Origin of the sequence: uncultured Gimesia sp. (assembly GCF_963972345.1) — a bacterium.
Taxonomy (GTDB): Bacteria; Planctomycetota; Planctomycetia; order Planctomycetales; family Planctomycetaceae; genus Gimesia.
Genome location: NZ_CAXAVM010000097.1, coordinates 1 through 26,070, shown reverse-complemented (window position 1 = coordinate 26,070; position 26,070 = coordinate 1). Strand labels below are relative to the sequence as shown.

Sequence of the window (26,070 nt, the reverse complement as noted above, 5' to 3'; positions counted from 1 at the left end):
CATGTCCGTTATCTGAATGGATCGGCGAACACAGACATCTCCCGCAATCAGATTGCCACCGACGATCATGCCACGGGGGGCAGAGGAATCTGGCTGAACTACCAGACCAATGGTGCCACGACGACCACCGTCAATGATAATATCATCTCAGACTACACCGACACCGACGTCTTTGCTTACGGTCTGATTGCCGCGGTGAACCAGGGAACAAAGCATGACTTTTTCATCACCAATAACAAGATCGGCCCCAACCAGTTTAATGTGCGTGTCGATGTCACCAATGGCGCAGCGGCGAATATGCAGATCACTCAGAATCACTTTGCAGACAGTGCCGGTACGAGCGGAGACCTGCTGATCTATTCGGAAGATGCCGGCTCTGACCTCTCCCTGCAAATCTTCGGAAACACGGCTCACAAACCATTTGACTTCACGACACATGCGGGGGGCATTATCAGAATCCAGGACCTGCCTGATCTCTCCGCCAACAATAATGGCGTAACCGTCAATACCACGGGCAACGTTGTGAATGCACCGTAAGCGGACTTGCTGAAGCATTCCTCACGACCTGAATATCTTGCGACTGCGATCAAGGTTTCGGATCGATGACCGGCCGATGTCGTTCAATCTGGGATTTAAAATCGCCCAGGCTCTGCCAGTACAGCGGGTGATTCAGGTCCACTTCGGTGACCGCGACCGTGCCCCATTCCTTCGCCTGTGCCAGCGGTTTGCCATCATGTCCATAAATAGCCGAGATCATCCAGTTGGAAGAGGTGTCCGTGTAGGTGCTGCTGATGACGTACACATGGTTCTCGCAGGCACGTGCCGCGCCGAGCAGCGGGTTACAGCCCCAGACAGGCCAGGCGATGACCTCGGCTCCGTTCTTGCTCAGTTCGCGCGCCACTTCCGGAAAGAAACCATCGTAGCAGACCATCATGCCGACCTTTCCGAAACGGGTTTCAAATACGGGATACTCATTTCCGGGTGTAACGCCCCCTTCGATCTCGCCACGGGGCAGTGTGACTTTGCGATACTTGCCGACCATTTTTCCATCGGGGCCCATCAACACAGCTACATTATAAATCAGATGCTCTGCCCGTTCATAAAGCCCGACGACAATATACAGGTCATGTTGTTTAGCCAGCTCACCAAAGTACTTTGTAGAGGGGCCGGGAATCGGTTCCGCGGTTTCCGCATAAGACAAGCCGGTGCCGTAGACGGTAATCGATTCCGGCAAAACAACCAGATCTGCTTTCTGCTCAGCCGCCTGTGCGATCAATTTCGCGAACTGGGCCGGTTTGTCACTCGGCTTTTTTCCCTCCTGGGGCCGATGATGGATTGTCGCCAAACGCACGATGCGAGGTTGCAGATCCCTGGTTTGTTTTAAAACGATGTTGCTCCACAGAATCCTGGAATGCGGGGGTCCCCAGCGAAAATGTAATTCAACTTGAACCTGCGCCGCTTTCACAGGAGCACGATAGACGCCGGCAACTTTCGTCCAGCCAGCGACGGCTTCCTGATCGCCTGGAAATTCGGGTTCTGCCCGCGGATGTTCTCCCGGTCGATACGAAGCGAAAGAGGGTTTATCCCGTGTGACTCGCTTCCCGTTTTGATCCAGCCAGATCAGACGGACTGCACCGACACGACGAACCAGGTCAATCCCTTCGGTTTTTCGCAGTGCCGTGAATTCATAAGTCTTTCCTCCTTCCACAGGGAATGACTTCTGCAGATGTCCCATCAAGGCTTCCCGGCCATCTGCCTGGATCAGAAAAGCACCCTGCTGATCGGGGCCTGCATCCGCTTGCCAGGTAATCTCGGGCCGCAGTTCTTCGCGAGGCGACATCGCCTGCCAGCCATCGTGTAAGCCCGGCTCACCTGCACTTGCCGTCTGACAGGAAAGCAGCAAACCAAGAACAAACAAACCGCCTGACACACGTTTCATAAGGACTTCTCCGGGAACGGAAATCGTTTCAGAAGCTGGTTACACGGAACAGGGACAAAGTCCTGCCTTCAAATATCGTAACACAACTATCTGCTCATCATAGCAAAAAACGCTGTTTTCGCTTCGTGCGCATCTGGATCGGATTGCGAGGGGCGGAATGTTTTTCAGCCCGGGACCGACATCTTAAATGTCATAGTACATGGCGAATTCATAGGGATGCGGTCGCTCGCGGAGGGCGGCAACTTCCTGATTGGTCTTGTACCAGATCCACGTATCAATCACATCTTCCGTGAAGACATCACCGGTCAGCAGGAATTTATGATCGTCGCGTAATGCCTGCAGGGCATGTTCGAGTGAGTCTGGTACGCTGGGAAGTTCAGCCAGTTCGTCCGGTTTCAGGTCGTAGATATCTTTTTCCAGTGGTTGTCCGGGATCGATCTTGTTCTGAATTCCGTCGAGCATTGCCATCAGCACGGCCGACATCGCCAGGTAAGGATTGGAGGAGGAATCGGGACAGCGGAATTCGAACCGTTTGTTTTCGGGGTGAGGGCTGTGCACGGGAATGCGGATCGCCGCCGATCGATTGCGATAACTGTAAGTCAGATTGATGGGCGCTTCAAACCCGGCAATCAGACGTTTGTAACTGTTCGTGGTGGGGCAGCAGAAGGCAAACAGCGCGGGTGCATGTTTGAGGATTCCGCCCATCGCGTACATCCCCATTTCACTGAGTCCGCCGTATCGTGAACCGGCAAATAACGGCTTGCCCTCTTTCCAGAGAGACATGTGCAGATGCAGTCCGGAACCGTTGTCGTTCCATAATGGCTTTGGCATGAAGGTGGCGGTTTTGCCATGTCGGACGGCGACGTTCTTGACGATATATTTGTACCGCAACAGATTGTCAGCCGTCTTTAACAGCGGCGCATATTTCATATCGATTTCGCACTGACCGCCGGTCGCCACTTCATGATGCTGGGCCTCGACATCGACGCCGCATTCCATCAGCGCCAGCATCATCTCGGTGCGGGCTTCCTGCAGGGTGTCCGCGGGAGGTACGGGAAAGTATCCTTCCTTATGGCGGATTTTATAGCCGGCGTTCTGAGTGCTGCCTGCTTTGCCCCGGTTCCACTGCCCTTCGATGCTGTCCACATGGTAATAGCATTCGTGCTCATTCTGATCGAAACGCACGTCATCGAAAATGAAGAACTCCGCCTCGGGTCCAAAATTGGCGACATCGGCGATTTTGGTGGACCGCATGTAGCTTTCTGCTTTTCGGGCAACGTTGCGCGGATCTTTGGCATAGTCTTCACGAGTTATCGGGTCCTGAATATTACAGGTCATCACCAGCGTATTGGACATAAAAGGGTCCACAAAGGCGGTATCCGGCTGAGGCACAACCAGCATGTCGCTTTCATTAATCGCTTTCCAGCCACGCATTGAGGAGCCATCGAAACCAAAACCATCTTCGAAACTCTTCTCTACCAATATCTTAGCAGGAATTGTGAAATGTTTTTGGGTACCGGGGAAATCCATAAACCGTAAATCGACGGCCTGAATTTCCCGTTCACGACAAAGGGCGAGCACTTCCCGAGGAGTCATCTTGTTTTCCTGAATTGAGTATTTCATTCATTGAAGATTCTATGGTAATACAGAATATCTTAATAATGCAAAACATATACCATTCCCAATATTTGCACAATTATCAGGCAATATGTATCGTTCGTACATGTCATTTTTAAGCCCAGGTAGTTCTGCCCTGCTCCCCGCGGCTGATTCTTTCCGGTTCCGGAGACCTACTCTCAATACTATACATATAAACCAATCCAGAGGATTTTCGTGCGGCAGACCGCGCGGCTCGTACTGCAGAACCGGCAATCCCTGAAACTTAACCGAGGCTTCACACCACGCGCTTTACAAACACCAACAGGCGGGGACTATAATGTTTCTATGCCCGCCGGTTTTCGTATAGAACGATTTTGCTTACATCTATCCAGAGGCTTCCATGAAATTCGCTGTTCCTTCCAGCCTGTTGTCGCTGATCCTGCTTCTCAATCTGTCCCCTGCCCTGGCAGAAAAACCGACCGAAGATCACATTCGAAAACTTCAGACCACTGCCATCAAGAATAAAAAAAGCCCGGTCGCTCACTGGGGCTTTGATCCGAATGACTATACCCAGTGGTCCAGTCATTCCCTGCGACTGATCCCGGTTTACACCTTCGGAACCCAAAATGGTGTTCCGGGCTACAATCTGAAGTCTTACAAAGGGAAAAACAGTCCGTATCGAGACGAAAAAAAACTCGAAGCCATTTATGGATTTCTCCCTGAGAACACACTGAACCCGAAAGCCAACTATCTGGACCAGACCAATCTCTATAATATCCAGGAGGCGGCGCTCAAAGCGGGCAAGAAAAATATTATCCTGTTTGTGTTTGATGGTATGGACTGGCAGACGACCCGTGCCGCGGCCCTGTATTACAACGCCGCTGACAAGTACAACAGCGGCCGGGGAACCGGTTTCCATTTTCAGGACTACACGGCTGACGGAACCAGCCAGTTTGGTTACATGGTGACGGCACCTCACAATGATGGTTCTAACGTGGACGTCAACAGTCAGAAAGTTTTGAACCCGGGGGGTATAATGCGCGGGGGATACGATGCGAAAAAAGGAGGTCCCACCCCCTGGAAGGCAGGCAATGATAAAAAGTATCTGATCGGCAGCCCCGGCAATAATTACGGCAAACACGCTTACCCCGACTCGGCCAATACCGCTTCCTCCATGACGACCGGCATCAAGTCTTACAATAGCGCCATCAACGTCGATCCCAACGGTGCCCCCGTTGCTACGATCGCGCACGAGGCCCAGGAGAAAGGCTATTCCGTCGGCGTTGTGACCAGCGTTCCCATTACACACGCCACGCCGGCCGCCGCTTATGCGCACAATGTCAGCCGCAACGACTACCAGGACCTGGCCCGCGATCTGCTGGGACAACCTTCCATCTCCCATCCGCAGCAGGCGCTGCCGGGGATGGATGTCGTGCTGGGTGGCGGCTTCGGTACCATGGAAAAACCGACCGGCGGCAAATCGCATGGCAAGAACTTCGTCCCCGGCTGGAAATATATTTCAGAAGAGACCATTCAGAAAGCAGACGTCAAACAGGGTGGAAAATATACGGTTGCTCTGCGAACTCCCGATGTCAAAGGTCAGACCGGTCTGAAACAGGCTACGGCTGCTGCCATCAAAAACAAGACGCGACTGCTGGGCGTGTATGGCGTCGATCAATACGCGGCTCATCTGCCATTCCAGACCGCTGACGGAGATTACCAGCCTGCACCGGGCTTAAAGAACCGTGCTGAAGCCTACTCCGCAGCGGACATCTCAGAGAATCCGACGCTGGCCGACATGACAGAGTCGGCACTCGACGTACTCAGCCAGAACAAACAGGGTTTCTGGCTGCTGGTCGAAGCCGGAGATGTCGACTGGGCCAACCACGATAACAATCTGGATAACTCCATCGGCGCTGTCAAAAGCGGCGACGACGCGTTCAAAGTCATCACGGACTGGGTCGAGAAGAACAGCAACTGGGATGAAACCATCGTGATTCTCACCGCCGATCATGGACACTATCTGAATATCGATCAGCCGGAAGCATTGATCCCGCCAAAACCCAAACAGGACGCGAAGTAGCATCAGCCTGTTTCAGTTTGCCTGCAGTTTGGCTGTTGCAGGATGTAGTAACCCGGTATCCAGCATCGCCCGCACCAGTTTCTGCGCGACGGGTCCCGCGACGCGACTGCCGGAACCGCCGTGTTCAATGACCACGGCAAACGCATACTTGGGACGCGTTGCGGGTACAAAACCGGCAAACCAGGCATGGTCATTCTTTCCGCCGCCGGTCTCTGCCGTTCCCGTTTTACCGGCGATGCTGATTTCTTTCATCCGCACTGTTTTGTAACCGGTCCCCTGGGGATTCGCCACGACATCGATCAGGCCTTCGCGGACCCGTTCCAGTGAATCCGGATGAATGCCGCTCACATAACGCTGGGGATGAGAGATGATCTGCCGGGTGGTGTTTGACGACTCAGCCGAGGGAACAATACTGTAAGCCAGGTGCGGTACTACCAGCTCACCATTATTGGCAATGACCGCCATGAGCCGCGCGATCTGTAGTGGCGTGACCGTCAACCTGGACTGACCAATGGCGATACCCAGCGTATCGCCGGGATACCAGGGCGACTCCCCTTTTTTCCTGTCGGGCGAAGGATCGGGCAGATGACCGCCGCGCTCGCCGGGAATATCAATGCCGGTCGGCTTGCCGAAGCCCAGCTGATCTGCCCAGTGACAGAGCATCTCCGGTCCCATCGTGCGGGCTGCCTGAAAAAAGTAGACGTTACAGGACTGGCATAACGCCTGTGTCAGATTGATGTCGTTGTGACCGACTCCATAGTGACGATAAATAAAGTCGCGATGTCGATCAGGTCGGTCCAGATAACCCCGGCAGGGATACATCTCATCGGGATCAATCTTGCCACTTTCCAGTATCGCAATCGAAGTCAGCGCTTTGAACGTCGAACCCGGAGGCAGCATCATCTGTGTGGCCCGCGGAAACAGGGGACGCCGCGGATCATCCAGCACGGCCTGCCACTCTTCCGGCGATGGATTCAACAGGAGGTTCAGGTCGTATCGCGGCGCGGAAGCAGTTGCCACAATCGCACCACTCCGCACATCGAGAACCACGATGCATCCGCCCGTGGAAGGTTCAATCACGGGAGTATCGTTTTCATCCTTCTGCTGCGCCAGTTCGTCCAGTGACTGATCCAGCAGATTCTGAACTTCGCCCTGCAACTGGGTATTCAACGTCAACACGACATCATCGCCTGACTTGGGTTCGCGGATGACTTCGCTGCGAATGATTTCGCCCTGCCGATTTTTCACGACCCGTTTCAAGCCGCGCAAGCCACGCAGGTACCGATCGTAAGAGCGTTCGATCCCCATTTTGCCGATGCGGTCCCCTTCCTGGTAATCGAGCGGATCTCCCTGGGGGAACCTTTCCTGTCGGGCGGCCAGGGTTTTCTCATCAATGCGATGTCGAATTCCCAGTTCATGCGGGGCGATCGTTTTCTGAGGATATTCGCGGAGGGTGGCCACCTCGATATTCACTCCGGGAAAGTGTTCCGGATGGGCGGAGATCGCCAGTGCAATTTCACGCGGAATCTCGGATTTGATGGTGTGATAATCGAGTTCCTCACGAACCACAATCCGTTCCCGGTGCGGGCGTCGCGGTGGCCGGGTTAATGTTTCTTTCAGCAGTTTCCAGAACGCACGTGGATAGTCGGCGGAATCGGTCTCAGTCGATTTATCGGCGACTTCAACCGGCTGCGACTCTAATCGCTTTTGCTCGGCTCTTTCATTCACACTCTCGATGATATTTTCCACCCGTCTTTGAACTTCATTACCGGAAGTCAGCAATTCCTGTTGCGGGACCTGCATGACCAGTGCCAGTTCTTCCCACAACTGTTGACGCCGTGCGAGTACTTTTTCGCGGGCCGCCTCGACTTTTTCTTTCTGTCGCCGCTCGACGGGTTTCAACAGCGTCAGTGCCTGCTGTTTTAACCAGCGTTCATTGGGCGGCTCTTCCAGCCAGCGGTAATGCACCTGCAAATCGAAGCGTTCGACATCCATCGCCAGCACGCGTCCGTCGATGGAAACAATGCGTCCGTCGCGACTGGGGATCGTCTCAAAGGATTCGGTTGTCTTTCCAAACTGCGAATAAAAATGCTCCGCGTTCATCATCTGGATGAACAGCAACCGTCCGCTCACTGCCAGCAACGGCGCCAGCAGAAACAGCCCGAGCAGACAGACCCGCAGCCCGGGCAGACGATCCACCTGAAACGGATTGCCGCCTGCATCGCTTTCTGAATTCGGATGGTTACTGCCGGGACGATTACGCATGAAGATCAAATTTACTGATAATATTGAGGACTATAACGGGCAGGATTACTTGTAGAAGCTTGAAGTTGAAAGGGCATCAGTTTGAAAACGATCAGCAGGATCAGGCCGACCGTTGCAGTCGCCAGACTGTTTCCCGCTGATTGAGGGAGCAGCAGCGTCAGCTCCGCAATCAGGTTCGCGCCCGCTTCCAGACGATTTAATACATGGAACAGGCTGTCAAACAGAAATGCGAGAAACGCCAGCATCACAAAGCGACTGAAGAGTGAGCGGAGTTGAAAATGAATCTGTACCCGCCAGGCAAGCCAGATCAGCATTGAGAGCAGCATTGCCCCGGTGCCGGGAATCGCGGAGTCAAAGGTTTCACAGACCATGCCCGCCAGCAGTCCACAGAGGATGACACGCGAATCGCGAAGCCAGAACAGCGTCAGGCCTGTCACCATCACGATCAGGTTGGGGCGGAACCCCTCGGGACTCAGATCCGGTACCACACTGATCTGTGCAATCAGACAGACATATCCCAGTAACATCAGACTGAAAAGTTTCATGAATCGGGGCCCTTTCAGTTTGCCAGCACCCGTCGCGGATTGATAATCTGTCGCAGCACACTGACCTGTTTGACATCAGATATTTGAACAGCCGGCTCTATGATAATTTTCCAGTAAGGCGCGCCTCGGGGCAGTTCCGCTTCAATGATGCGGCCGTAATACATGGGCTGCCCGAGCGTGGACTGCATACTCAACGGGAGTTCGCGATCGACTTCTCCCGTATAGACGTCCTGCCCGACTTGAATCGATTCGGTGGGCGGAATCTGCAGCAGTTCACATCTGCCTTCACCCAGGCCGACCAGGATTCCATCGGTTCCGAGTTGCAGCCCCTGCTCTGTGCGGCGGGCAATGCGGGCGGAGCCACGGTACTTTACCGAAGTGATGGGAATCAGGCTGCTGGTCCAGCTGCCGACTTCATCGATTTTTCCGATCACCGCTTGCCCCGCATACAAGGCAAATCCGGTTTTGATTCCCTGTGCTGCCCCCTGATCGATGAGGGGGAAATCAGATTCGAGAACGAACGACGATTCAAAGACTCCCTGCTCGCGCCCCTGGTTGAGTAACTGCCCTTCCCTTAACAGTGAGATCGCCGACTCGCCCAGAAGCTGCGCTTCGAGCAGATCGGGAACCAGCAGTCGATCACTGGACTCTGTCTGATAGTTGGGAACTCCGGTCTGTTTGAGACGATGTAATTCTTCGGCTGTCTGCAGCGACTGCAGTTCCAGCCTGCGGTTGGCCTGCTTCGTTTCAGTTAACTGGCGCTCCAGCTGCTCCACGCGCGGATCGGGTGCATCCGGCTTTGCCACGGTCGATTCCCAGACCTTGATCTGCTGTACCAGTGTCAAACCGGGTCTGGCTGCATCGCGTATCAGATTATACAGGCGGCTCGAATAAGCAGACGGCATCGCATACAGGCTGCCTGCAACCAGCAGCGCCAGCAGGACCAGTTTGATTTCCGAAAACCGCGTTTCTCGTTTCATGATTTCTGGCCCGTCCCTTAAAAATCGCCATCGCCGTTATCAAAGGCATGCCGCCACTGGCTGAGATGTTCCAGGCAAATCGCGGTGCCCCGCGCCACGGTCCGGAGCGGATCCTCATCCACGCGGACCGGAATCCCCAGTTGTTCGCTCATGTAATAAGCCAGACCGCGAAGCAGTGCCCCGCCGCCCGTGAGTACCAGACCGTTATCAGCCAGGTCCGCCACCAGTTCCGGCTTACACTGTTCGATGGTTTGTTTGCAGCAGTTGAGAATGGATTCCAGTGGTCCGTGTAATGCGTCGCGCAGCTCTTCGCTGGTTACGATTGCTTTACGGGGAATGCTGCTGATGATGTCCAGGCCTTTGACTTCGCCCGTCAGTTCCTGTTCCAGTGGATAGGCGCTGCCCAGTTCCAGCTTCAGCTCCTCAGCAGTCTGTACGCCGATCCGCATTGAGAAATGCTGCTTCATGTACTCGACGATGGCATCATCACAGCGATCGCCGCCAATACGCACGGAATTACTGACGACGGTATCGCCCATACTCATGATGGCGACTTCCGTGGTCCCTCCGCCGATGTCACAGACCATGCTCGCCATCGGTTCTGAGATCGGCAGTCCGGCACCGATGCCTGCCGCCTTGGATTCTTCAATCAGGTAAACACGACCGGCGCCGGCCCGCTCGGCACTGTTGAACACGGCGCGTTTTTCTACAGGCGTGATACTACCGGGGACCGCAATGACAACCCGGGGTCGCAGACCACGCGAATGATGACGGGCCTTGTGGATGAAATAGCGGAGCATCGCCTCGCACAGTTCAAAGTCGGTGATCACGCCTTCTTTGAGCGGACGGACGGCGATGATACTATCGGGGGTGCGGCCCAGCATCTGCTTGGCCAGTTTGCCGACGGCGGTTCCTTTGCCCAGGATTTTGCGGCTGCCTTTATGCAGCGCCACGACCGACGGTTCATCCAGCGCAATGCCCTCGCCCTGGATCGCGACGATGGTATTCGCCGTTCCCAGATCGATCGCCAAATCAGGACAGAGCCATTGACGTAAACGGTGCAGCATCCTTGCACTACCGCTTCTTATTAAAAAGAATAAGGGGGCTGAACAGAATCAAGATCGAAACTCAACAAACCATTATTGAGTCGCCTGCTATTCACAAAACTTCCTGTTAAGATTGGGAAAATGTATTCGAGATGGTGAGTTTCTGCAATACGCAGTTTCGAAACGGTGACCACACTGTAAAGACAGGTAAACCTGGCGGTTCTGCGAACTCACCAGCATTTGGATTTGGGATTCGCAGTGCTATAATCCCACTGAAAACCTGAAACCGAGAGAGTGAACGAACGATCTATGAGCGATTGGGATGAAGAAGAAAATTTAGAAGAGACGACTGCGCAAGATCAGCAATCATTCATCCTGGGTGGCTCTCTGATTTCGATTGGCATTATTGTGATTGCCTTTGGTGTCGGCTGGGGACTGGGTGTGAGCCCGCTTGCCAACCTCACCTGGAACTGGACCGACCTGCTGATTGGAATCGTCGCGGCACTGCCCCTGTACCTGTTTTTTTTCTGTACGGCCCGTCTGCCGATCAAAGGATTTCAGCAGATCCAGCAGTTCCTGCTTGATGAACTGGGGCCTCGCGTGGAACACGGTAAAGTCTGGGAACTGTTCATCCTCTGCATCTTTATTGGCCTGGGTGAAGAGATGCTGTTTCGCGGCGTGCTGCAATCCTGGGCGACGCAATACGGCGTGATCGCTGCGATCATCTTCACCAACATTCTGTTTGGCGTTTTACATTCGATCACGCGGCTGTATGTCATTGTGGCAACACTGATGGGCGTCTACATGAGCCTGCTGCTGATTCTCTTTACTCCACAGAATCTGCTGATCCCGGTCACGACACATACCATGTACGACTTCATGTGCTTCATGTATATCATGCACGTGTATCGCCAGCAGAAACGCGATGAGCAGGCATACGAAACAGAATAATAAATCCCGCGTGGTGAGATTCGAACACGGTTCATACCACACTGGGAACTGCTGAAACCATCCTTTTTTTCTACCACGAAACCAAACGAAAGAAAAACATAATGGGTGGGCCCGGATGTAATCCGGGGTTGTCGAAGACAACGGGAAACTGTCAGGGCAAATTGATGAACTGACGAGATGCTCTCCTACCTCACACCATGACACTTCAATGAGCAAACCGAGGTTCACTTTCAGGAACGTCACACTGTCAGTTTCCTGCTCGCTGCGCTCGGCCCGGATTGCATCCGGGCCCACCCAAATATGAGAGAGAAGAATGTCAGGGCACAGGCAAAGATCCGCTTACCAGAAGCGAACATCGGGTGAAACTACGATTGATATAATAAAAAAGCAGGACGGGCTCTCCTTAACCCGTCCTGCTTCCAATTGGCATCCGTTCCGTTTTATTTTGCTTTCGGAATTTTAGGATCGCGTTTCAGAGGCAGCGATACCTGTTTTCCGGTCCAGGAAGACTGGTAGATCGCCAGAATGATTTCCACACTCTTGCGACCATCGTTTCCATCGACAAACGGCTTCTTGCCGGTTTTGATCGACTTGATGAAGTCTTTCAGCTGTTCCATGTGACCGGCATAAGAGATCGCAGAAGGGTCACTGGCACCGCCTGTGTTGCCGCTCTTCTTTGCCAGTTCGGTGCGGATCTTTTCATCGCGGGCGTTTTCTTTGGCGAACTCCCAGTGCAGTACATCGTCCTGCTCGATAATCACGGTTCCCTTGGTGCCAGAGATTTCGGTTTTCTTGAGCAGGCCGGGAAAGACGCTGGTGGTTGCTTCAATCACACCCAGGGCACCGTTTTTGAATCGAATGGTGGCAACGCCGGTATCTTCAACTTCGATCCGCTTGTGAGCCAGGGTACCGGTCATGCCGTTCACGTCGGCGACTTCGCCCATGAACCAGAACAGCAGGTCGACGTTATGAATCGCCTGATTCATGTAGGCACCGCCGCCATCCATTTCCCAGGTTCCACGCCATCCGCCGGAATCGTAATATTCCTGTGTGCGCCACCATTTGACATAGGTATCGCCTAAAGTCAGTTTGCCGAAGCGGCCTTTGTCGATCGCTTTTTTCAGTTCCTGATTGGCGGCACCGAAGCGGGAAGGCATGATGGTCGCCAGCTGAACCTTGTTCTTTTTGCAGGCGTCGATAATCGCATCACAGCGTTTGAGCGTGATTTCCAGTGGTTTTTCCACCACAACATGCTTGCCTGCTTTGGCAGCGGCGACGGCGGGATCCATGTGGGCCCCGCTGGGAGTGCAGATGGTGACAACATCCACTTCGGGATCTGCCAGCATTTCATCCAAATCATGATAGGCGGTGCAACCATTCGCTTCTGCAAATTTATCTGCTGATGCTGCAAATCGATCATAGCAGGCGACCAGCGTGGCACCGCGAATCTCTTCCAGTGCCTTTGCATGAAAATTCGAAATCATGCCACAGCCGACAATTCCAAAACCTGTTGCCATTACTGTTGCTTTCTGTATTTCGTTCAAAAATGAGTCGTCTCCGTTCACTTCATTCGCTGTGAACGGGAAAACGTAAATCGCGGAATTCACATTTCAATTATCGTTTTACGAAGAATTTCTTATGAATGCAATCCGCGCGGAATCATTTCCCCTGATTGACCGCAAAAGGTGAAAGTTTTCCCCAGCTTCGCAGGTCAATCAACCAGTTCCACCTGGCAGAACCGTTTCTTGCCGACCCAGAGTAACAGACCCGATTCCACTCTAATCGCCTGATCATGGGTTTCGATCTTCTGTTTTTCTTCACCCATTTTTGCGCCCCCCTGCTGTATCGAACGCCGGGCATCGCTGGTGGAAGCACACAGGCCCAGTTGCTTAAGCAAATTCGCAGCAGGCAATGTTCCATCTTCATTTAAATCGGATTGGGAAATCGTTACGACGGGAATGTCTTCAGGCATTCCCCCCGATCCAATCTCCCGCTGCCAGCGATCGGCGGATTCCTCTGCAGCCGCGGCATCGTGATATTCGGTGATAATCGTTTTGGCGAGTGTGACCTTGGCGTCTTTGGGGTGGCCCGCCAGAATGCGCTGCACTTCGTCGAGAGGAAAATCGGTCAGCAGCTCAAAAAACATCTGCATACTGTCATCAGAGAGCTGCATGAATTTTTTCATCATCTCGTAAGGCGATTCGCTGATGCCGATATAGTTGCCCAGACTTTTGCCCATGCGGCGCACGCCGTCCGTGCCCACCAGGATGGGTGACATCACACTCACCTGCTGTCGCAGTCCCTGGTCCTTCTGCAGATCGCGGGCCAGCATGAAAGAATACAGCTGTTCGGTGCCCCCCAGTTCAATGTCGGCCTTGATCTCTACCGAATCCCAGGCCTGCATGATCGGGTACAGGCATTCGTGCAGATAAATGGCGGCTTCTTCGCGGTATCGCTTTGAGAAATCATCGCGGGTCAGCAGTTGGGCGACGGTGACTTTGCTGCAGAGTTCGAGGATATCCGCGAAGTTCATTTTGCTGAACCAGTCGCCGTTGCGCACGACTTCCGCATTCTCCAGATCGATGACTTTACCGACCTGATTCAGGTAATCGACGGCGTTCGCTTCCACCTGATCTGCTGTCAGGCGGGCGCGGGTCTCATCGCGACCGCTGGGGTCCCCCACCAGAGCGGTATAGTTGCCGATGATGATAACGGCCTGATGCCCCAACTCCTGGAACTGGCGCATCTTCCGCATGGGAACGGTGTGCCCGAGGTGCAGATTGATGCCGGTGGGGTCGATTCCATATTTCACCCGCAGCGGCGTTCCCGTTTCCCGGCTCCATTTTAACTTTTCGGCCAGTTCCTGTTCGGGAACGATCTTTTCCACACCACGTCGCAGAACTGCCAACTGCTCTTCTACAGGCAAAAATTGCATTAAACTTACCAGACTCTCTCTCAAACAATGTTAATCTGACATACCAGGGATTCGCCCATTTTGTCGACTCCCTCTGCCAGCGTCAATCTAAGCGCATCACATTTAACCTTCGCGTTTCACAATCTATTATGCCCGGCTCAAATGGCCTTGAAGACGCGACAGTAAAACGGGACACCGTCTAAGCGGCTGACCGGAACTCGTTTATTTCAAACCGATTTGACCGGAGATGACTGACTGTGATAAGATCCGCTTTGGCCGGGTTCCCTCCTGTTGTGTTTTTTACAAAGAATCATGCTTTTGCGCATTGTGTAAAATACTGGCATTGATACCCGGGCCGATCTTCAGGTACAAATATTGAATGGCGCGACGTGCCTTTCAAATTGTATACCCTCCTGCAAATTTCATCCCCAGTCACTCCAGTACCAAGCTTGTCTTTGATGGACATTTCACAAATATTCCAGTTTAAACAGGACCGGGAATTTTCCAAACTCCTGTTGCATGACAAACAGATCGATCTGACGACCGCTGCGCTGGAACTGGCCCGCGATGATCAGCCCGATCTGCAGTTTGAACAGGTGCAGATCTGGATCCGTCAGAGAGCCTGTGAACTCTCCGGGAAAGTGGCGCTGGCGAATGACGATGAGACTTTGATCAAATGCTTTGTCGACTGCCTGGCCAAGCAGCATGGGCTGGCGGGAAATACGATCTGTTACCATCAGCCGGAAGGCAGTTATCTGAATCATGTGATCGAAACCAGGCAGGGTCTGCCGATTGCGCTCTCCCTGATTTATATGGCCGTCGGAAATGAACTGGGGATCGACATCCAGGGAGTTGCCGCCCCCATGCAGTTCCTGGTGCGATACGAATCACAGTCGGGGCCGCTGTTTATTGATCCGTACTCGAGTGGAAGAATCTATAACGAGAAAGAATGCATCATCCACCTGGCGGAACTGGGTGATTTTTCACGCGATGTCCTGCTGCGGCTGTTAAAGCCGGCCACGCATAGGGAAATCATTATTCGTATGCTGATGAATCTCAAACGGATTCACGAAGAGCGCGAAGATTTTCAGAGAGCCTGGAACGTGCAACGCCGACTGTGTGCTTTGAATCCGCTTTCCAACGCGCACCGCAAGGACCTGGCGGCACTCAGCTTCAAAACGAAAAAACTGGGGCTCGCAGCCGACCTGCTGACCAGCTGCCTGAAAAGCTGTCCCGAATCGGAGCAACTGGATATCAAGCTGATGCTGCAGAAAGTGCACGCCGAACTGGCTCAGTGGAACTGAGATCCGCCTGCAGGAATCTGTTCATTCCGCGTTGATTTCAATCTGGGACAGAAACAGACCGCCGCTCTGAAACTTCCGTTTTTTCGAGAATCGACTCCAGGCCAGACGCACGACGAGAAATTCCTGCACTGGCTGATCCAGGTCAAAAGTCACTGCAACTTCCCGTGAATAAATGTGGCTCGGATGAGTGAACGAGATTCCCCGCACCGAAATATTGCGACCTGTGACGATCTGCAGATCAGATTCGAGTTGCCGGGTCTGGGGATTGAAAGCAGCCAGTCCCAGTGATCGCTGGCAGGGGATGCGATGCCATTCGCGGCTGCTGATGGAAGAGGGCTCGAGATACCAGCTGGCAACGACGGAATCGATCAGTTTGTTTAATTCCGGAATGCGCCGCAGGCAGGGCACGTGGGCCGTCTCACGGAAAAAAGCAGCCCGCTTCTCCTGGTAGAATTCGGGATTTTCGTCTTCATCAATCGCTTTCGGAAACACATCGCTCGGGTAGGCTCGCACGGCTTGTCGCATGGATCTGCTCTTAAATAGACGTAATGAAACTGAAGCCAGACAGATATTGTCTGTCGATAATCAAACGAAATATTGGATGGGAGACAAGCATTCGTTGCAAAAATGCTGACGGGGTTTTAGACAGGGAGAGAGATAATCTAATTTAGCCCGCAATAAAAAGCGGGTCAAATTCCGTCCGCAGCCGCATTGAGAACGAGACCGGCATAATCGCTGGAACCGGAGCAATCCTTCGTAAACACGGCAGAATGTGACCAGCACGCATAAGCTGTCGCTGATTGAACTTAGAGCCTGCATTCGCTTCCAGGAAAGGCAGAGACGAGGAATTGCCCTCCATTTTGAATTCTGGAATTATTTCACTGCGACTTCTCAGACAGCGTCTGTTCCAGCTCCGCTTTCACCGCCTGAATGACCGGCTGCCAGTCTCCCAGTTCCACCTGGCGAAACAGCCGCGCCGTCGGATACCAGGGGCTGTCGCTGCGTTCCAGCAGCCAGCGCCATTCGGGAAGACGCGAGACCAGAATCCAGACAGGCACCCCCAGTGCCCCGGCCAGATGAGCCACCGCAGTATCGGTGGTGATCACCAGATCCAGATTCTGCATCAAGGCGGCGGTCTCAGAAAAATCGCCTGATTCGGCGCGATACTCGAGTCCCGGCTGCCAGAGATTCCACTCCTTCTCCAGCGGTTCGATCTGCTCGCGACCGTTGACCTGCTGCAGGCTGATCAGCTGAATGCCTTCCAGTTCGCCCAGCGGGAGAAAGGACTCCAGCGAAATCGAACGCAGCTCATTTTTCGGAAAGCTCTGGTTGCCGCACCAGTTCAAACCGACTTTGATCCCCGCTAATTCAGAGAGCACGCGGGACCAGTACTCCTGCCGGTCTGCAGGCGGAGTGAGAAACGGAACCGAAGCGGGAATCGTCTGCAGGCTGGTTTTCAGATAACGGGGCACGCTCAACAGGGCACACTGATAATCGCAATCGGGCTGGGGATCGCCGGCGATTAATACCTGATCGATTTCAGGAACCTGCTTCAGCAAGTCTGCCAGTTCCGTCTGACACAAAACCAGTACCCGTTCAGCGCCCCGTTGTTTGAGTTCGATCGCAAATCGAAGAAACAGCAGCGTGTCGCCAAATCCCTGCTCGCACCACAGGCAGATCGATTTCCCCGTCAAAGGTTCTCCCTGCCACTGTTGACCGGGATATTGCTGTGGCGGGCTCGCATCAATGGCCGTGCGGCGTTCGTAACCTCCCCATCCTGCGGCCAGGTCTCCCTGCAGCAGACGCGTTGTCGCCAGGTTGAATTCTGCCATCGCAAAATCGGGACGCAGGCTGATCGCTTTTTTGAAGTTTTCGCGGGCACCCTCCAGGTCATGCTGCAGCTTTAACGCATTCCCCAGGTTGTTATAACCCTCGGGCTGCGTGGGTGCGACTTGAATCGAACGCTCTGCCGCCTTAATCGCGGCATCAATGTTTCCGACGGCTTCATACACATAACTCAGGCTGACCAGAATCTGGTAGTGATCGGGGTTGGTTTTCAACATCGACTCGTACAGCATGATCGCTTCCTGGTACTGACGCTGTAGTACCAGCACGTAAGCCAGTTTCATCGACAGGTCAAAGTCACCCGGCGTCGCCACCAGCAGTTCCCGGTAAATGTCTTCGGCTCGCTTCCATTCTCCGGCGGACTTGAGGGCGTCTGCCAGTTTGTGATGCGTTTCGGGGTTGCCGGTATTTAAATCGTGTGCTTTCTGATAACACTTCACTGCTTCACTGAAAGCACCCCGGCTCTCAAATAGCGAGCCCAGGTTAAAAAAAGCACGCTCGTAATGCGGGTTCAGGCGAAGGGCCTGCTCAAAGGACTGCCCCGCTTCCTGCCATTTGCCCGCGGCATGGTAGGCCACGCCCAGATTATTATACACGTCCGGCAGTTCCGGCTGCAGCTGAACCACCTGCAGAAACGTGCGGATACTCTGATCCAGGTCCCCGCGCTGCAGTTGCAGCGTTCCCAGATAATAGCGGGCTTCCCATTGACGATCATTCGCAGCCAGTACATGCTGATAGATGGTCGCAGCCTGATCCAGTTCGCCCGCCTGATGGTGAGCGAGCGCAGCTTTCAGTTGTGCCTGAATTTCATCCATGTAAGAACCCGTGCCTGTTTCTACCTGGGAAAAAGCTCTGATCAACGACTTTGGCCAGATAGCTTTGAATTTGTCGCTGGCTCAAAGTAACATTCTTACAGCAGTACTGCAATAACGGTTCGCCGATCTCTAATATAGAAAGTGGAAAGCATGACCGCTCTCGTCTCCTGCCTGACAAACTCCTACGGTCGCTTCGGCCCGATCGCCGCGATTGAACACATTCGCGACGCCGGTCTCTCGCATATTGAACTGAACATAAAAAATCATGGCGTGGCTTCTTTCTTCAAGGAAACCCCGCTGCTCACGAACGAATCTACCGCAGACGACATTCAACGCGTGCAGGAACTCCTGCATCGGCACCAGGTGCAGCTCTCCAGTTGCAACATCACCAGCGGCAACCCCCTGGATCCCGGCGTTGTTGCTATTACAAAACAGAAACTGGATCTGGCATCCCAGCTGGGTGTCAGCCTGGTCGTCGGCGGCGCGGGGGAACTGGAAAACGAAGCACAGCGGGAAACGCTCTATCAGCATCTGCGCGAGATTGGCGATTATGCAGGCCAGCAAGGCATCACTTACTGCTTTGAAACACACCCCGGTCTCTGCGTCAACGCTGCCGGCATGTTGCGTACCATGCAGGACCTGGATCATCCGCATTTAAAACTGAACTTTGATACGGGCAATATTGATTACTACAATCAACAAGCAGACGTGCTGGAATCTTTGCGGGAAGTCGTCGAGCATGTCAGGCACGTGCATCTGAAAGATTCGTTCTGCAAGTACAAAGACTGGCATTTCACCACGCTGGGCGAAGCGGGCGGCATCGACTTTCTACAGATTCGCTACATCCTGGAAGACCACAACTTTGAAGGACCTTACAGCCTGGAAATTGAAGGCATCGACGGCGAACCGGACCCCAGCCTGGAAGAACATCATAACCGCGTCAAACAGAGCGTCGTTTATCTGCAGGAATGCGGGTTCTTCGACTGAGTTTTGACAAGGCAGCTTTAAAGAAAACGAAACAGAACTGAAACTTCGAAATACACGCCCTCGATTCTGGAGGATCACTCGGAACATGAATCCCGACGTCGATGAATATTTGAGCAAAGCCAGACAGTGGCAGGAAGAACTGGTGACACTGAGAGCCATCGTGCTGGACACTCCGCTCACCGAAGAATGGAAGTGGCGGGCGCCCTGTTACACGTTTCAGAAAAAAAACGTCGCTTTAATTGGTGCCTTCAAAGACAACTGTGTGCTCAGTTTTTTCAAAGGTGCCCTGCTCAAGGATGACCTGGGCATTCTCACAAAGCCGGGAGAGAACACACAGGCAGGACGCGTGGTGCGGTTCACCAGCCTGCAGGAAATCATCGAACTGGAACCGGTCCTCAAAGCTTACATTGCAGAGGCGATTGAAGTTGAAAAAGCCGGTTTGAAAGTCGACGTCAAAAAAGAAGCCGAACCGATCCCTGCCGAATTTCAAAAGAAGCTGGATGAAAGCCCTGCACTGCAAACCGCATTTGAGGCCTTAACACCCGGACGACAGCGTGGCTACCTGATGCATTTTTCCGCCGCGAAACAATCGAAAACACGGGAAGCCAGGGTTGAGAAATATATCCCGCAGATTCTCGACGGCAAAGGCATCCACGACTGCACCTGCGGCCTCTCTCAAAAACTGCCCGCCTGCGACGGCTCGCATAAGTCAATCCGCTGAGAAAATCGTGAGAGAAGTGAACCTGCTTCGAATACTTCGCTGCAGATCCGCGGCCGGGATTGCATGCCGGCATCAAACTGCACACAATCAAAATGAAGCGGTCTCTGCGATTTGTGGGTGAGGCCTGGAAAACGACTGCCTGAATTGGTATCAATGAGTGTAGCAACCTTACAATATCTGCTGGGAATGGTGGGAACGGTCGCTTTTGCGGTGACTGGTGTGCTGGCGGTGACCCCGCGGGGCATCGATTTTTTCGGTGCCTGTGTACTGGGACTGATCACCGCCATCGGTGGTGGCACGATCCGCGATTTGATCCTGGGAGTGCCCGTCTTCTGGGCGGCGGACCTGAATTATATCTGGGTCGCCCTCGCAGCCAGTTTCGTCGCTTTTCTCACCGAACGACTACTGACCCGCAGGGAAATCCACCGCACGATGCTTTACCTCGACGCACTGGGCGTCTCGATGTTTGCGATCCAGGCGGCACAAAAAGTGATGTGGCTCGACTTCGGCATGCCCATCGCGCCGATCCTGCTGGGAGTACTGACGGCGATTGGCGGCGGCCTGCTGCGGGATGTACTCGCGGGACAACCGACACTGCTGAAACGCCGCGAACTCTATGCCATTCCTGTCACCTGCGGCTGTATTCTGTATGTCATGCTGCTGACTTGGCTCCCGACACACGCCGTCCTGATTGGGGTCGCCTGTTCCTCACTCATCCTCTTACTTCGCGGTTCTGCTATCTACTGGGATCTGCACGTCCCCCTCTGGCTGGCCACGCAATCCAGGCACACTGACACCCATACACCCCAAGACTGACGCCCCTGCAGTAAACAGGATTCTTCCTTCTGTCACTACTGTCTACTTCTCCAGTTTCTTGATCCACGAGACCTGTGTGATCAGGTGGTTGAGGGAAGCAAAGGAAATGTGTGCGTTGGTGGCATAACGCGGACTTGAATTAGCGGGGAACGTAGCCAGCGTGGCATCTCCCACCAGGAAGACATTGAAGTCTTTCGAGAGGTTCTCATATCCGGCGGTCGTTTTACAGAAACACATATCGGTGGCATATCCGGTCAGCAGGATGTGTCGAATGCCGTGCTTGTTGAGGAACTTCTTCAGAGGCTCATACCCTTCCTGGTCAAAAATCAGCACATCGTCTTTATGCACGGTGACATCCGCGGTCACCGGGACCGGCACGTTCCAGAATCCGGCGCCGTTATACTGATCACCGGACATCAGACCAGGGAACTGGCGGAAGTAATCGATCACGGGGCGATCACGGGAGAGAGTCAGTTTCTCAATCAGTGGTTCTCCCTGGTAAGGCAGGCTGTCGAGTCGGGCTTTCAACTGCTTCTTTGCTTCCGCCCGTTCTTCATCGGTCGGCTGGTAGTCAAACGTGCGATACAATTTTTTGCGAATGGGATCAACGGGGGCAATCAGGCTATACATCACCAGCGAGACCTGCGGACGCATCCGCTTGAGGAACGGGTCTATCACGGTGCGCGTATGCTGCGCGGCGAGATGATTTTTCGTTGGAGTACAGAAATCACAGACCCCCGCCGGCTCGGGAGTCCGCCAGCCCTGACCATCGTCAATTCCCCAGGGATGCACCATAATCACGGCGGTCTTATCCGCGCGCAGCCGGTTCGGCATCTCGATGATGCCCCGCGCATTGTACGAGAATCGCCAGGCACGCACACTCAGGTCGGCTCCTGCATCGTCGACCAGCAGCGGCGCTTCAAATCGGCGAACTTCTTCAATCGGCTGAACAAACTCGGGATAGTCTGCCAGCAGCGGCTCCGGATTCTTGAGCAGTTTCAACCGGTTCTGATACACCCGCGCCGGTTCGTCGGCAGAAACAGACTGACAAATGGACAACCAGATTAATGCGAGGCACAAGCCGGAAACATTTCGAAGCTGTATCATCGTTTTTTTTTCCCTGAGTAACCTTAGAAGGATGTGAGCTGTCTGAACCGAAGCGCCTGATACTTTGACTCTATCATTTCTGCTGTAAATACTGGAACAGATCACGCACCTGCTGAGGTGTCAGTTTTTTCAGCAGGTCTTCGGGCATCAGCGAGACGGGAGAGGCTTTGAGTTCCTCAATGTCCTCTCTGCCGACCGTGGTGCGTTCATTTTTCGCATTGAGCAGCGTGACACTTGCGGGGCTTTCTTCCACCAGCAGTCCATTCAGCACGCGTCCGTTGACGGTGACCAGGACATAGTTCAAGTACTCTTTGCGAATCTGCGTGTTGGGATCGACAATGCTGACCAGCAGATAACTCTGGTCCTGACGATTGGCCTTGGTGAGGTCCGGCCCGATCTCTTTACCATCGTCAAACAGCTTATGGCAGGTGGCACACTGTTGCTCGAACAGCAGTTTTCCGTGAGCAACATTTCCCGAACCGGCACGCAGGTCATTGGAAATGCGCCTGATTTCCGCCAGTTTTTCTTCTGGAGTTCCGGCGCGAATGTTGCCCCAGTGCTTTCGCACCATGGCATTCAGCCGTTCATCGTTGTGAAAAGCAACCTGTCGTAACTGGCCAGCAGAGACTTCGTCCGGTGGATAAGTGCCGCGCTCGATTTCCTGTAAAAACGCGAACGCAGAATCAGCGCGGCCCAGTAAAACATCACGGGTCTGTGATCGCAGTCGCGCATCCATCTTCGCATATTGCACCAGCAGACGTTTCGTGATCTGTTCGTCTGAAAAACGGCTTAACAGATTGAGTGCCGCCAGTTGAATGGCCGGCGTTTCAGAACCGTTTACCAGCTTCAATACGGTATCCCGACACTCTGTTGACTCACCCAGTTCCTGCAGGATCCGCCAGCATCTCCAGGCGTGTGTTCTCCGTTTGATTCCTGTCCGCCACCAGGGCCAGCGCGCGATCATGGGCGGCTTTGTTTCCCAGCCGTATGGCGACGCGGATGATAAGAGCGTCGGTGGTATTATCGTTCCAGATCGTGGCGAGCTGATCGGCGAGTTCCGGGGGAAGCGTTTTGAGCCGCTTGACCTGCTCCGATTTCTGCACACGGTTGATCGCGGCGATACTGCCGTACTTTGGTCCCAGGGGGAGTCCGGGCAGGCGTTCGCGGCCCAGCATTTTCAAGCCCGCATCCAACTCGCTGAGCATCCGCCTGCGCTCGGATCCTTCAGGAGCCGTGGCCAGCAACCGGGCACAGGCGGCCAGACTGGCATCGCTGCCTTCACCGGCAAACCGCCGCATCAGGCGTCCCAGGATCACGTCCCGCAGAAAAGGATTCTGCCAGTCTTCCGGCCGCGAAAACGTTTGCAGTACCGCTTCCAGACTGGAAATTGAATATCGTTCCAGCGCCCACCAGAGTAGCAGGGGAATATGGGGATCGTTTCTGAATTCACTGCGATCCAATAACGTGCGTACCAGCGTAATGCACTGCTCTGCAGGAAGCCGTTTAGCCGAACTGGCCAGTTGACTGATGACAGTCGGGCTGTCATCAGTTTTGACAATCGATAACAGTTTCTTCCAGTTCTCTGGAGAAACCAGATTGTTATCACCAATGAATCGAATCGTCCAGGCCCTGATGTGGGGATCCTGGTGTGTGAGCAGACTGCCTTCCCGACTTTGATCAAAGGCACCCACCGCGTTTAACGTCCAGAGCGCCTGCAAAGCGAGAGATGAATCGTCCGGATTCTGTGACAGCGATCTGAGTTGATCAATGACTTGCGTATCGCGTCGCTCTGCCAGGATACGGCGTGCGCGTCTGACCTGCCACGAATTCGTGCTGCTCAACTGGTCGATCAGTTCCCGGCTGGAAAGCGAGTGGAGATCAATGTGGGGGGCCGGTTTAGCTGACTGATGGCTGATGCGAAACACGCGTCCGTTGCTGCGATCCCAGCTGGCATCCGGGTCGGGGTGTGCGGTTCGTTGATCGTGCCAGTCTGCGATGTAGACAGCACCGTCGGGTCCCTGAATCGCATCGCTGGGGGCAAACCAGGTATCGTTAGCCTGCAAAAGCACGCCCCCATTTTCACTGCGGAACGTGGACTGATCCGGTAATGTGTGATGCCAGCGAATCGCGTGTCCGAGGGTATCGACGGCGATATACTTATTGCGATAGGGCGCGGGGAACTGATCGCCCTGATACAGAATGCCGCCCACGGTGACGTGTCCCCCCTGAAAGTTTTTGTGAGGCACATGCTGAAAGTAGCCCAGCGCAAACGGATTATGCAGCTCCCCATGTTTGGCGAACGATTTTGCATAGTAGGCTCCCTGGACTACGTGAAACATCAGGTAGCCGCCGTAGTTGGTGCCCGCCAGAAGTTGACCATACCGGTCGAAATCCAGCCCCCACATATTGCCGCCCCCTTCCATGAACAGTTCGAATTTCCTGCTCACCGGATGATAACGCCAGACTCCCTGTTCGAATTCAATGCCACGGATGTTCGCGGTGATGTTGGTTCCCTGTGTTCCATACAGCCAGCCATCGGGCCCCCAGACCAGTGAATTGGCGACCGAACTGGTATCTTCCATGCCGAACCCTTTCAGCAGCACTTCAGGATCGCCGTCGGGAATGTCATCGCGGTTGCGATCGGGATAGAAGAGCAGGTACGGCGTCTGCAGCACAAATATGCCGCCATGTCCGAAGGCAAAGCCGGACGCGATATTCAGATCGCTGATAAAATCTTTCGCTTGATCGAATTGACCATCGCCGTTGGTATCTTCCAGGATCGTCAGACGATCCGCGCCTTTCGGTCCAGCAGGCGGAGGCTCGGGAATCCGGTCATAAGTGGTCCGTGAGAAGCGATCGACCTTGACCCGTTTCAGTCCCGCGGGATTGGGATACTGCAGGTACTGCAGCACCCAGAGCCGCCCCTGGTCATCAAAGTCAATGGCCACCGGCTGGCGGACCAGTGGTTCTGCAGCGACCAGTTCCACTTTAAATCCTGCAGCTACCGTCATCCGCTCGACTGCTTCGCCGGGCGGATAACCCTGGGCGAGAGAGCACACTTCCGAGGTATGCCAGACAAGAACCGCGAAGATAATAAAACGCATCAGAAAGAATTCCCGCTTGAATACAGCTGCAAAATGCATTGTTTCTCCCTGTGATCGAACGTGTGGGGACACCCTCATGCCAGCTTGAGCAGCATCAGCCTGCCGCGAATTTTTGCTCTCTCACTTTACCAGTTGTGATCAAGTGAAGCTACCACTTATTACTGTTTTAGACTGTCTCCCGTTTTGCTACAGCGTCTCCAGGAGCGTTGGAATCGAGTATCACAGATTGAGAGATGTCAGGGTGAATGGGATAAGCACTAAAGGATGTTTGCAGGTGCCCGACTTGTCCGGCCTGATCGAACAGGTGTGGAAACTTTGGTTCCGGATTGTACATGGCAGCTGCGACCTGCTGCTCGGCCCGGATTGCATTCGAGCTGACCCATTCTTTCTCAAAAATTAGCCGAACGGCGTTAGCCGCGGTTTTTGCGAACCGGGAAAAACGAGGCTGATCTGGGGTGATCTACGATGAATATCGAGCACACCTTTTTGATCCTGCTTTTGATCTTTCAGTAGTTCGGGATTTTCATCTGCGGGGAGTGGGGGACTTCTTTTATAATGCTTTGTGAAACGGGTAAAGAGACGTTAATACCTTCACCGTTGGGCAGGCCAACGGTGCCACCAGGACGTCTGTTTTTGCAGGACACATTACGATTAATATTGAAGTTGCCGTGTGCCACCGCTCGGCTTGACCGACGGTGCCGAATTTGTATGGGAATCCTGATGCTGAAATGAACGCATTAGCTGTGACCTCCTGCTCGCTGTGCTCGGCCCGAATTTTATTCGGGCTCACCCTGTTTTATTAGATGGCGGGCTGGTTGTTCGCATACGGTCGGGCAAGCCGACAGTGGCACGCGCTCGGGGGAGGGGACATTGAAAACTTGTTGTCTTTGTGGGTTCATTCTGGTGTTCGATCTGTGGAACTGGGGTTCGTTTTCTGTGGTCTGTGGTTTCGTTGCATGTGGGGTTATTCATGGTGGATTATTTTGGGGAAAGTCATGGGGGCGTCAAGGGGGATGAACAATATCATGTGGCGATACGGGTTGACAGAG

20 protein-coding genes are annotated in these 26,070 nt (G+C 53.8%); 7 read left to right on the top strand and 13 right to left on the bottom strand.

Annotated elements, in window-relative coordinates:
- The coding region (locus AACZ40_RS16600) for a hypothetical protein (RefSeq protein WP_339675079.1) at positions 1 to 537 on the top strand (537 nt) is incomplete at its 5' end.
- Between the two features lie 49 nt (positions 538 to 586).
- Here the strand turns inward: AACZ40_RS16600 and AACZ40_RS16595 are convergent.
- Both AACZ40_RS16595 and glnA read right to left on the bottom strand, forming a co-directional pair.
- Complete coding sequence (locus tag AACZ40_RS16595; RefSeq protein WP_291174306.1) at positions 587 to 1,939, bottom strand: carbon-nitrogen hydrolase family protein; 1,353 nt, start codon at positions 1,937 to 1,939, stop codon at positions 587 to 589.
- A 183-nt stretch (positions 1,940 to 2,122) separates the two neighbouring features.
- Positions 2,123 to 3,535 carry a type I glutamate--ammonia ligase gene (glnA, locus tag AACZ40_RS16590; RefSeq protein ID WP_291174308.1) on the bottom strand — a complete coding sequence of 471 codons (1,413 nt, stop codon included), beginning with the start codon at positions 3,533 to 3,535 and terminating at the stop codon, positions 2,123 to 2,125.
- 403 nt (positions 3,536 to 3,938) lie between these two features.
- Between glnA and AACZ40_RS16585 the strand changes: the two genes are divergently transcribed.
- Positions 3,939 to 5,621 carry an alkaline phosphatase gene (locus AACZ40_RS16585; protein ID WP_291174311.1) on the top strand — a complete coding sequence of 561 codons (1,683 nt, stop codon included), beginning with the start codon at positions 3,939 to 3,941 and terminating at the stop codon, positions 5,619 to 5,621.
- Positions 5,622 to 5,633: 12 nt separating this feature from the next.
- Here AACZ40_RS16585 and AACZ40_RS16580 read toward each other — a convergent pair whose 3' ends face one another.
- Genes AACZ40_RS16580 through AACZ40_RS16565 form a run of 4 tightly spaced genes read right to left on the bottom strand, consistent with a single transcriptional unit; the run spans position 5,634 to position 10,478 of the window.
- On the bottom strand, positions 5,634 to 7,886 hold the full coding sequence (locus AACZ40_RS16580) for a penicillin-binding transpeptidase domain-containing protein (RefSeq protein ID WP_291174314.1): 2,253 nt from the start codon (positions 7,884 to 7,886) through the stop codon (positions 5,634 to 5,636).
- Positions 7,887 to 7,897: 11 nt separating this feature from the next.
- Positions 7,898 to 8,431 carry a hypothetical protein gene (locus AACZ40_RS16575; RefSeq protein WP_291174316.1) on the bottom strand — a complete coding sequence of 178 codons (534 nt, stop codon included), beginning with the start codon at positions 8,429 to 8,431 and terminating at the stop codon, positions 7,898 to 7,900.
- 14 nt (positions 8,432 to 8,445) lie between these two features.
- Positions 8,446 to 9,411: a rod shape-determining protein MreC gene (locus AACZ40_RS16570; protein WP_291174318.1), complete on the bottom strand. Its 966-nt coding sequence runs from the start codon at positions 9,409 to 9,411 to the stop codon at positions 8,446 to 8,448.
- A gap of 17 nt (positions 9,412 to 9,428) precedes the next feature.
- Positions 9,429 to 10,478 (bottom strand): rod shape-determining protein, encoded by a 1,050-nt coding sequence (locus AACZ40_RS16565; RefSeq protein WP_291174320.1) that lies wholly within the window; start codon positions 10,476 to 10,478, stop codon positions 9,429 to 9,431.
- 273 nt (positions 10,479 to 10,751) lie between these two features.
- Here AACZ40_RS16565 and AACZ40_RS16560 point away from each other — a divergent pair, with 273 nt between their 5' ends.
- The gene (locus AACZ40_RS16560; protein WP_291174322.1) at positions 10,752 to 11,408 is read left to right on the top strand and encodes a type II CAAX endopeptidase family protein; all 657 of its coding nucleotides are present in this window, start codon (positions 10,752 to 10,754) and stop codon (positions 11,406 to 11,408) included.
- 440 nt (positions 11,409 to 11,848) lie between these two features.
- Here AACZ40_RS16560 and AACZ40_RS16555 read toward each other — a convergent pair whose 3' ends face one another.
- Together AACZ40_RS16555 and tyrS are read right to left on the bottom strand one after the other, a co-directional pair.
- A complete protein-coding gene (locus tag AACZ40_RS16555) occupies positions 11,849 to 12,925 on the bottom strand; it encodes a Gfo/Idh/MocA family oxidoreductase (protein WP_291174325.1) in 1,077 nt (358 codons plus the stop codon).
- Between the two features lie 194 nt (positions 12,926 to 13,119).
- Positions 13,120 to 14,343, bottom strand: a complete 1,224-nt coding sequence (gene tyrS, locus AACZ40_RS16550) for a tyrosine--tRNA ligase (protein WP_291174327.1) — start codon at positions 14,341 to 14,343, stop codon at positions 13,120 to 13,122.
- A 437-nt stretch (positions 14,344 to 14,780) separates the two neighbouring features.
- On the opposite strand from tyrS, the gene AACZ40_RS16545 reads away from it, so the two are divergent.
- Entirely contained in the window at positions 14,781 to 15,626 is an 846-nt protein-coding gene (locus tag AACZ40_RS16545; RefSeq protein ID WP_291174328.1) for a transglutaminase-like domain-containing protein, read from the top strand.
- Positions 15,627 to 15,647: 21 nt separating this feature from the next.
- Here AACZ40_RS16545 and AACZ40_RS16540 read toward each other — a convergent pair whose 3' ends face one another.
- Together AACZ40_RS16540 and AACZ40_RS16535 are read right to left on the bottom strand one after the other, a co-directional pair.
- Entirely contained in the window at positions 15,648 to 16,151 is a 504-nt protein-coding gene (locus tag AACZ40_RS16540; protein ID WP_291174330.1) for a hypothetical protein, read from the bottom strand.
- Between the two features lie 353 nt (positions 16,152 to 16,504).
- Positions 16,505 to 18,286: a tetratricopeptide repeat protein gene (locus AACZ40_RS16535; RefSeq protein WP_291174332.1), complete on the bottom strand. Its 1,782-nt coding sequence runs from the start codon at positions 18,284 to 18,286 to the stop codon at positions 16,505 to 16,507.
- A 150-nt stretch (positions 18,287 to 18,436) separates the two neighbouring features.
- On the opposite strand from AACZ40_RS16535, the gene AACZ40_RS16530 reads away from it, so the two are divergent.
- From AACZ40_RS16530 to AACZ40_RS16520, 3 genes are all read left to right on the top strand, one after another.
- Positions 18,437 to 19,273 (top strand): sugar phosphate isomerase/epimerase family protein, encoded by an 837-nt coding sequence (locus AACZ40_RS16530; protein ID WP_291174334.1) that lies wholly within the window; start codon positions 18,437 to 18,439, stop codon positions 19,271 to 19,273.
- An 85-nt stretch (positions 19,274 to 19,358) separates the two neighbouring features.
- The gene (locus AACZ40_RS16525; RefSeq protein WP_291174336.1) at positions 19,359 to 19,994 is read left to right on the top strand and encodes a YdeI/OmpD-associated family protein; all 636 of its coding nucleotides are present in this window, start codon (positions 19,359 to 19,361) and stop codon (positions 19,992 to 19,994) included.
- Positions 19,995 to 20,147: 153 nt separating this feature from the next.
- Positions 20,148 to 20,810 (top strand): trimeric intracellular cation channel family protein, encoded by a 663-nt coding sequence (locus AACZ40_RS16520; protein WP_291174338.1) that lies wholly within the window; start codon positions 20,148 to 20,150, stop codon positions 20,808 to 20,810.
- 42 nt (positions 20,811 to 20,852) lie between these two features.
- Here the strand turns inward: AACZ40_RS16520 and AACZ40_RS16515 are convergent, their stop codons facing one another.
- The 3 genes from AACZ40_RS16515 to AACZ40_RS16505 all read right to left on the bottom strand — a co-directional run bounded on the left by AACZ40_RS16515 (position 20,853) and on the right by AACZ40_RS16505 (position 25,060).
- On the bottom strand, positions 20,853 to 21,917 hold the full coding sequence (locus AACZ40_RS16515) for an isochorismatase family protein (RefSeq protein ID WP_291174339.1): 1,065 nt from the start codon (positions 21,915 to 21,917) through the stop codon (positions 20,853 to 20,855).
- Positions 21,918 to 21,990: 73 nt separating this feature from the next.
- Positions 21,991 to 22,881, bottom strand: a complete 891-nt coding sequence (locus tag AACZ40_RS16510) for a c-type cytochrome (protein ID WP_291174341.1) — start codon at positions 22,879 to 22,881, stop codon at positions 21,991 to 21,993.
- Positions 22,793 to 25,060, bottom strand: coding sequence for a PVC-type heme-binding CxxCH protein (locus AACZ40_RS16505; protein WP_291174342.1), 2,268 nt, complete (start codon positions 25,058 to 25,060; stop codon positions 22,793 to 22,795). Before AACZ40_RS16505 ends, AACZ40_RS16510 begins: the two co-directional genes overlap by 89 nt.
- Between the last annotated feature and the right edge of the window lie 1,010 nt (positions 25,061 to 26,070).

Excerpts from the sequence above, each read along its gene's own strand:
- AACZ40_RS16595 (WP_291174306.1), bottom strand. The coding sequence starts at position 1,939 with ATGAAACGTGTGTCAGGCGGTTTGTTTGTTCTTGGTTTGCTGCTTTCC.
- glnA (WP_291174308.1), bottom strand. The coding sequence starts at position 3,535 with ATGACTCCTCGGGAAGTGCTCGCCCTTTGTCGTGAACGGGAAATTCAG.
- AACZ40_RS16585 (WP_291174311.1), top strand. The coding sequence starts at position 3,939 with ATGAAATTCGCTGTTCCTTCCAGCCTGTTGTCGCTGATCCTGCTTCTC.
- AACZ40_RS16580 (WP_291174314.1), bottom strand. The coding sequence starts at position 7,886 with ATGCGTAATCGTCCCGGCAGTAACCATCCGAATTCAGAAAGCGATGCA.
- AACZ40_RS16575 (WP_291174316.1), bottom strand. The coding sequence starts at position 8,431 with ATGAAACTTTTCAGTCTGATGTTACTGGGATATGTCTGTCTGATTGCA.
- AACZ40_RS16570 (WP_291174318.1), bottom strand. The coding sequence starts at position 9,411 with ATGAAACGAGAAACGCGGTTTTCGGAAATCAAACTGGTCCTGCTGGCG.
- AACZ40_RS16565 (WP_291174320.1), bottom strand. The coding sequence starts at position 10,478 with ATGCTGCACCGTTTACGTCAATGGCTCTGTCCTGATTTGGCGATCGAT.
- AACZ40_RS16555 (WP_291174325.1), bottom strand. The coding sequence starts at position 12,925 with ATGGCAACAGGTTTTGGAATTGTCGGCTGTGGCATGATTTCGAATTTT.
- tyrS (WP_291174327.1), bottom strand. The coding sequence starts at position 14,343 with ATGCAATTTTTGCCTGTAGAAGAGCAGTTGGCAGTTCTGCGACGTGGT.
- AACZ40_RS16545 (WP_291174328.1), top strand. The coding sequence starts at position 14,781 with ATGGACATTTCACAAATATTCCAGTTTAAACAGGACCGGGAATTTTCC.
- AACZ40_RS16540 (WP_291174330.1), bottom strand. The coding sequence starts at position 16,151 with ATGCGACAAGCCGTGCGAGCCTACCCGAGCGATGTGTTTCCGAAAGCG.
- AACZ40_RS16535 (WP_291174332.1), bottom strand. The coding sequence starts at position 18,286 with ATGGATGAAATTCAGGCACAACTGAAAGCTGCGCTCGCTCACCATCAG.
- AACZ40_RS16530 (WP_291174334.1), top strand. The coding sequence starts at position 18,437 with ATGACCGCTCTCGTCTCCTGCCTGACAAACTCCTACGGTCGCTTCGGC.
- AACZ40_RS16525 (WP_291174336.1), top strand. The coding sequence starts at position 19,359 with ATGAATCCCGACGTCGATGAATATTTGAGCAAAGCCAGACAGTGGCAG.
- AACZ40_RS16520 (WP_291174338.1), top strand. The coding sequence starts at position 20,148 with ATGAGTGTAGCAACCTTACAATATCTGCTGGGAATGGTGGGAACGGTC.
- AACZ40_RS16515 (WP_291174339.1), bottom strand. The coding sequence starts at position 21,917 with ATGATACAGCTTCGAAATGTTTCCGGCTTGTGCCTCGCATTAATCTGG.
- AACZ40_RS16510 (WP_291174341.1), bottom strand. The coding sequence starts at position 22,881 with ATGATCGCGCGCTGGCCCTGGTGGCGGACAGGAATCAAACGGAGAACA.
- AACZ40_RS16505 (WP_291174342.1), bottom strand. The coding sequence starts at position 25,060 with ATGCATTTTGCAGCTGTATTCAAGCGGGAATTCTTTCTGATGCGTTTT.